At 41.1% G+C, this 6,229-nt stretch carries 6 protein-coding genes and 1 pseudogene; 3 read left to right on the forward strand and 4 right to left on the reverse strand.

Annotated elements, in window-relative coordinates; genetic code table 11:
- Positions 1-73 precede the first annotated feature (73 nt).
- Together RM556_RS15605 and RM556_RS15610 are read left to right on the forward strand one after the other, a co-directional pair.
- Entirely contained in the window at positions 74-1,639 is a 1,566-nt protein-coding gene (locus RM556_RS15605) for an AMP-binding protein (protein WP_311375033.1), read from the forward strand.
- Between the two features lie 57 nt (positions 1,640-1,696).
- Positions 1,697-2,641 carry an AEC family transporter gene (locus tag RM556_RS15610; RefSeq protein WP_311363107.1) on the forward strand — a complete coding sequence of 315 codons (945 nt, stop codon included), beginning with the start codon at positions 1,697-1,699 and terminating at the stop codon, positions 2,639-2,641.
- Positions 2,642-2,844: 203 nt separating this feature from the next.
- Here the strand turns inward: RM556_RS15610 and RM556_RS15615 are convergent, their stop codons facing one another.
- Complete coding sequence (locus tag RM556_RS15615; protein WP_311363108.1) at positions 2,845-3,060, reverse strand: hypothetical protein; 216 nt, start codon at positions 3,058-3,060, stop codon at positions 2,845-2,847.
- On the opposite strand from RM556_RS15615, the gene RM556_RS15620 reads away from it, so the two are divergent.
- A complete protein-coding gene (locus RM556_RS15620; protein ID WP_311363109.1) occupies positions 3,059-4,141 on the forward strand; it encodes a methyl-accepting chemotaxis protein in 1,083 nt (360 codons plus the stop codon). The genes RM556_RS15615 and RM556_RS15620 overlap by 2 nt on opposite strands.
- A gap of 6 nt (positions 4,142-4,147) precedes the next feature.
- Here the strand turns inward: RM556_RS15620 and RM556_RS15625 are convergent, their stop codons facing one another.
- The 3 genes and pseudogenes from RM556_RS15625 to tuf form a co-directional block, all read right to left on the reverse strand.
- Positions 4,148-4,849, reverse strand: coding sequence for an amino acid racemase (locus tag RM556_RS15625; RefSeq protein ID WP_311375034.1), 702 nt, complete (start codon positions 4,847-4,849; stop codon positions 4,148-4,150).
- Between the two features lie 67 nt (positions 4,850-4,916).
- Complete coding sequence (locus RM556_RS15630) at positions 4,917-5,843, reverse strand: hypothetical protein (RefSeq protein WP_311363111.1); 927 nt, start codon at positions 5,841-5,843, stop codon at positions 4,917-4,919.
- 127 nt (positions 5,844-5,970) lie between these two features.
- Positions 5,971-6,229 (reverse strand): annotated as a pseudogene (tuf, locus tag RM556_RS15635) (elongation factor Tu); the annotation flags it as partial.

Genomic DNA, 6,229 nt, shown 5'->3' on the forward strand with positions numbered 1-6,229 from the left:
TTGTTAATTAATTCAACGCGATATTAAGGTAGCACGCTAATCTTTTCGCGAATATATACATTAAGGATGTGACATGAGTCAGCAATTGGTAATACCTTCCCATATACATTCATTAGCAGATTACATAGAAGAAACCTTCAAAAAATATGGTGATAAGCCCGCTTATAACGCATTAGGACAATCTGTCACTTTTAATGAAGCCGACACTCTTTCTGCACAGTTTGGCGCGTGGTTACTGGAAAAAGGAGGCCTAAAAGCTGGCGATCGTATTGCCATTCAACTGCCTAATCTCATCCAAAATCCAATTGCTGTTTATGGAGCATTAAGAGCCGGCTTGGTCGTAGTCAATACAAACCCACTATACACACCAACGGAAATGGCGCATCAATTCAGTGACTCGGGAGCAAAAGCCCTCGTTATTTTAGAAGACTTCTTGCCAAAATATGAAGCAATCAAAGATAAAACCAATATCGATACTGTGGTCATCACTAGCGCCCCACAAATGTTAACAAAAACTCACTGCACCGCCGATTATCCTTGCTTCATGAGTATCTTTGAACAAGGCGCTCAATTAACGCTACCTAAACGTCCGGAGATGTCACTCGATGATGGTTGCATATTACAGTACACAGGAGGAACAACCGGCGTTTCAAAAGGTGCGGAACTCACACACAGAAATGTATTGGCCAACAGCATTCAAACCCTAGAGCGCCTTGGGAAAGGGTTTTCAGAAGGTGAAGAAATTATTGTGTGCCCGCTCCCTCTTTATCATATTTACGCGTTTACTGTGTGTATGATGACCTTATTCGCCAAAGGCGCAATGTGCTTACTCATACCTAATCCACGTGATATGGATACCTTTGTGCAAACCATTAAACCACATCAATTTACCGCTTTTGCTGGTCTAAATACCTTGTTTATGGGCTTATGTGCACATCCAGAGTTTTCGAGTGTTGATTTTAGTAAACTGAAACTCACCATGTCAGGCGGAACCGCATTAACGAGTGCGGCTGCAGAGTTATGGACGAAAACAACAGGCTGCTCTGTCACAGAAGGTTATGGCTTATCTGAAACAGCCCCAGTGCTCGCATTTAATGAACCAGGCAATGAGCATATTGGTTCAGTCGGCTTACCCTTGAGCGATACTGACATTCAGATGCTCGATGAGCATGACCAACCTGTTGCTGATGGTAAAGAAGGTCAAATTGCTGCCAAAGGTCCTCAAGTGATGAAAGGGTATTGGCAACGCCCAGAAGAAACAGCCAAAGTAATGACATCAAATGGCTATTTTAAAACTGGCGATATCGGTGTTCGTTTGCCAGATGGTTGTATTAAGATCGTAGACCGTTTGAAAGATATGATTATTGTTTCGGGTTTCAACGTTTATCCGAATGAAATTGAAGATGTGTTAACTAAACACTCTGATATTTTAGAAGCTGCGGTCATAGGTAAAAGCGATGATAAAACTGGCGAGCGAGTATGTGCTTTCATTACTACAAGTAAAGAGTTAAGCTCGGAACAAGTCCAAGAACACTGTAGAGAGTTTCTTACTGCGTATAAAATTCCAAAAGAAATAACCATCATCGATGAGTTGCCAAAATCAACTGTCGGTAAGATACTTCGAAGAGAATTACGCTAATAGCATCATAATCAAAAAGCGCGTATTATTCCCGCACTAACTTCCTCGGGATAATACGTGCTCCAATCTACTTCAATGCTTGATTTTTCACTTTCGGTCATCGGACCGGTCGTGCTTTTGATCGTGTTCGGCTATGGGCTATACAAAACAGGCTTAATGAACGACGACTTCGTTGAACGTGCTAGTCGTTTAATATTTAACTTCGCACTGCCTGCTCTGTTGTTTACCACTATTATTACTAGTAAAGCCACGGAACTATCTGAACCGACTATGTTAATTGTGGGTGTATTGGGCACCCTATCCGTTTGTTTGTTGTTAATCTTTGCTAGTCCATATTTTGTCGCTAAACGCACCGACCTTGGCGTTGTTATACAGGGTGGATTTCGTTCCAATATGGGGATAATCGGCCTTGCATATTGTGCTAATGCCTATGGCGAAGCTGGGCTTGCTTTGGCATCAATATACTTAGGCGCCTTAACCATTACCTATAATGTTCTGAGCGTGCTTATCTTAAATTACTACTTAGACAGTAAAACGTCATTCTTAAGAGTTAGCAAAGGTGTAGTAACTAACCCTATTATTCTAGCCATCGTTTCTGGCCTATTAGTTTCCCATTTTCAAATAGAGTTGCCGCAAGTAGTGCTCAATAGCGCTGACTATTTTGCTCAACTTACACTCCCATTGGCACTGCTCTGTACAGGCGCAGCGTTACGTTTTTCAAGCTTCAGAAACGATATGAAAGCTGCCACGTTTAGTATTTTTATAAAATGTACTATTTACCCAATTTGTATTGTCTTGGCCGCTATCTATTTTGATCTTCGAGGAATGACACTTGGGACGCTTTATTTAATGTCGATTGCTCCAACAGCTGCAGCAAGTTACGTAATGGTCAGGAAAATTGGCGGCAACCATCAATTAGCCGCCCATATAATTGCAATTAGCACTATAATTTCTGTACCTGTGACTATTGCGGGATACTCCTTACTGCAGAATTACTTGTAGTTGACCTAGGTAGCGTAGTATATTTTTTACACATCCAGCGATGGTATAAAAGCTAAGGACTAGCCATGAATAGCAAACGTAGGTTTCTATGACTGAAGAAAACAAGCGACAACGCCATTTTGAATTAAACATAAAGAATCTCGCACTAGTTGCGGCCATTTTTTTGTTGGCGATAGGCTTACCAATTGTTCTGTTAGTTAACTTCATCTCATTCTAACTTCAATTCGGCGCACTATTTGCATTATTTGCGATAATTGCACTAAGGTTAGATCGAAAACTTCCGATACAGCTATATCAAGTCGTAAAAATTCAGATTCGTGATTAGCTGACTGAACTGAAGATGCAATTTCTGTCACTTTTTTGGCAGCGATCTGCCACAGTCGAAGATAGCCCGTTAACAAAAATGGAAACAAAAACATGTTTGTGTCATCGTCAAAGTATTCTTTGTTAGAACAAGAGAACCGCCGTTTGAAGGGCGAAATGAATGAATTAAGAGCTGAATTAGAAGCGCAGCAAAGCGAGAACGCGAATCTAATGACAGAACTACATAACGCCCAACCTGAAGAGAGGCACGATCTAGCATTAATTAAATGTACGCTCGATTCGTTCCAGCAAATAGAGAGTATCAGAGAATCTGTACTTGAATCCTTCTTGTCTATACAACAAGAAAATGACACTGTTAAGGCTATCAACGATCTATTCGAGAAATCGACTAGCTCACTAAGTCACATCGCATCGTCGATGGACGGACTAAGTGTCAAAATGGGTGGCATGACGGAGAATATCTCAGGATTGTCAGATAAAGCAGATCATATCAACAAATTTGTTTCTACCATCACCAGCATTTCAGATCAAACCAATCTATTGGCATTGAATGCGGCAATTGAAGCAGCCAGAGCCGGTGACGCCGGTCGTGGATTTAGCGTCGTCGCGGACGAAGTAAGATCGCTTGCCACTGAAACGAATAAATCAGCGAGCGAAGTTGCAGACCTTGTTGGTAATATTATTTCATCTACAAAAACCGCTGTTGACTCTGCAGAAGATGTGCAAAGTAATAATGAATCGCTCTCTAAAGGTGTTAACACATTAAATGAAAGCTATGGTGACATCGTAAGGTTTTGCGAAAACATGCAAAGCGCTATCTCGACAACTTCTCACACAAGCTTTATTCAAACAGTTAAGCTCGATCATGTTGTTTGGAAAAGCGATGTGTATAGTGTTATTCATGGTATTGCGAACAAGCCTGTACAAGACTTTTCCTCACACAAATCATGTCGTTTAGGGCAGTGGTACTTGAATGAAGGTGCTCAGCTTTATGGCAGCCAAAACGCTTTTAGAAGCCTAGATCAAGCGCATGCTGATGTGCATAATTTTGGCGTAAAAGCACTTGAATATTACCATGCTGGAAACATGAAAGATGCAGTGCATGCACTCGAGAAAATGGAAGCAGCGAGCGCTAAAACGATGTCATTGCTAAGTGATTTGGCGTTAAATAAGTAAGCCTGATTACTTAGGCTTAAGGGCTAACTCTATTGCCGATTCAACATGAAGCTCTGTTGTATTAAACAGCGGAGCTTCTGGTAAATCTTCTGGTGTAAGCAGTAGAAATATCTCGGTACATCCTAAAATAATTCCCTGCGCACCCTGTGCCAACAACTTTCTACTGATATCCACATACTGTTGTTTTGACTCAAGACTTATCTTCCCTTTCACCAACTCATCAAAGATAATTTGATCTACCAAAACTTGATCTTGTTCGTTTGGAGACAACAATTCAATATCAAACTTAGTTTTAAAGCGATCCCTTATATAGCTCGCTTCCATCACAGGTTTGGTCCCTAAGATCCCCACTTTTTTAAGTCCCACTTTATTAATTGCTTGCCCAGTCGGGTCGCTAATATGGATGAAGGGTATACTTAAAATTTCTTCCATGCGATCGAGAACGCAATGCATTGTATTGCTCACACAGATTAAAAGATCCGCACCACCTTTTTCGGCGTCTATCGCTTTTTTTTCTATATATTCCCTAGCCTCATCCCAACGCTTGTTTCTCACGTAGTATTCTATGTTGCCAAAGTTAACACCTTGAATAAGCGTTTCGCCAATTTCCCAACCACCTAGCCGCTGATTCACTTTTTCGTTAATCATTCGATAGTATTCTGAAGTGGCTTGATTACTCATACCTCCTAAAATACCTATCGTTTTCATGGGCGTTGGCCGTTGCATAGACTTTCCCTATTTTCAAATGATTTGGTTTATGAGTCGCCTTATAACTTTACAAAGCGTACCCGACACCAAGAATAAAGCGAGTGTTTTGGTCAAATACGTCAAGGCGAGCAAACGCTTCCCAGCTATCCGATTGCAAAATATTCGTTTCAATTTCCACCGATAAACCGCTACCGGTCGTGATGAAATCCTCGGTCAATTCTGCTCTAGCACCAAATCGACGACTGACATAAGAGTAATAAGCGTAATATTCGAAGGGTCTATCAAATAATGTAATCTCATCTTCAAGTCCTAAAACAAACTTTGTCTTAGAGGTACTCAATCTACTGATCATTTCAATCGAATAGGTTGGCGAATCGGGTGTAAAGTAACGATATTCTGCACGCGCAAAATTTGCATCCGTCATACGCTCCAGGCTCACTTCATATGACGAATAATCATTAATCTGCGATGATATCTCTAACTCTACGTAATTAAGCTTACGCAGGCTGTCTAGTGCGGTACTAGCGTCATCATCTTCAAGCTCACCGACTACCACTTCAAATTTAGTAGCGCTATCGTAGGCATAAACATGTCTTGCCCCTTTTATCCAACCATCTTTGGCCAATCCACTAGAAGATACTCGTCCTTTATAAGTGGGTATGACACCAATTTCAGTTTTACTACCCAGCGATCCAGTGTGTCTGAAATAAATACGACGTAAATAAAAGTAATTGGAAACATCACTATCGATTGTGTTGTGGCTAGAGGAAAATTCATCTCCAGTTACAGCGAATGCGTTTATAGTCCAGGATGTGTCGGGAATAGAAAACGCCGAATAAGCACGTACACGATACTGAAAACGATGATCTCGATTCGAGCGATCGTCAAAACGTAGCTGTGTCTCTAGCTTATTATTGAAAAGACTATCTGCTGATGCTTCGTTACTAGATATAATGATTAAAAAACTGAGAAAAAATAGAGGGCTAGCTTTCATTCGATCCTTATTGTGTATAAAAGTAAACTCGATGGCATTGTGCCTACTAATAATGACCAATAGCAAGCTTTTTCTGAACAAAAAAAAGGCGCTCACTGAGCGCCTTCTTATTATCTTCGAAAAGATATTAGTCTAGGATTTTAGCTACTACGCCAGCACCTACAGTACGACCACCTTCACGGATTGCGAAGCGTAAACCTTCGTCCATCGCGATTGGTGCAATTAGTTCTACGTGGAACTTCAAGTTATCACCAGGCATTACCATTTCTACGCCAGCAGGTAGCTCTACAGCACCTGTTACGTCAGTTGTACGGAAGTAGAACTGTGGACGGTAACCTTTAAAGAAAGGAGTGTGGCGACCACCTTCGTCTTTGCTTAGTACGTAG

The sequence above is a fragment of the Alteromonas sp. W364 genome (genome assembly GCF_031846205.1).
Classification (GTDB): Bacteria; Pseudomonadota; Gammaproteobacteria; order Enterobacterales; family Alteromonadaceae; genus Glaciecola; species Glaciecola blandensis.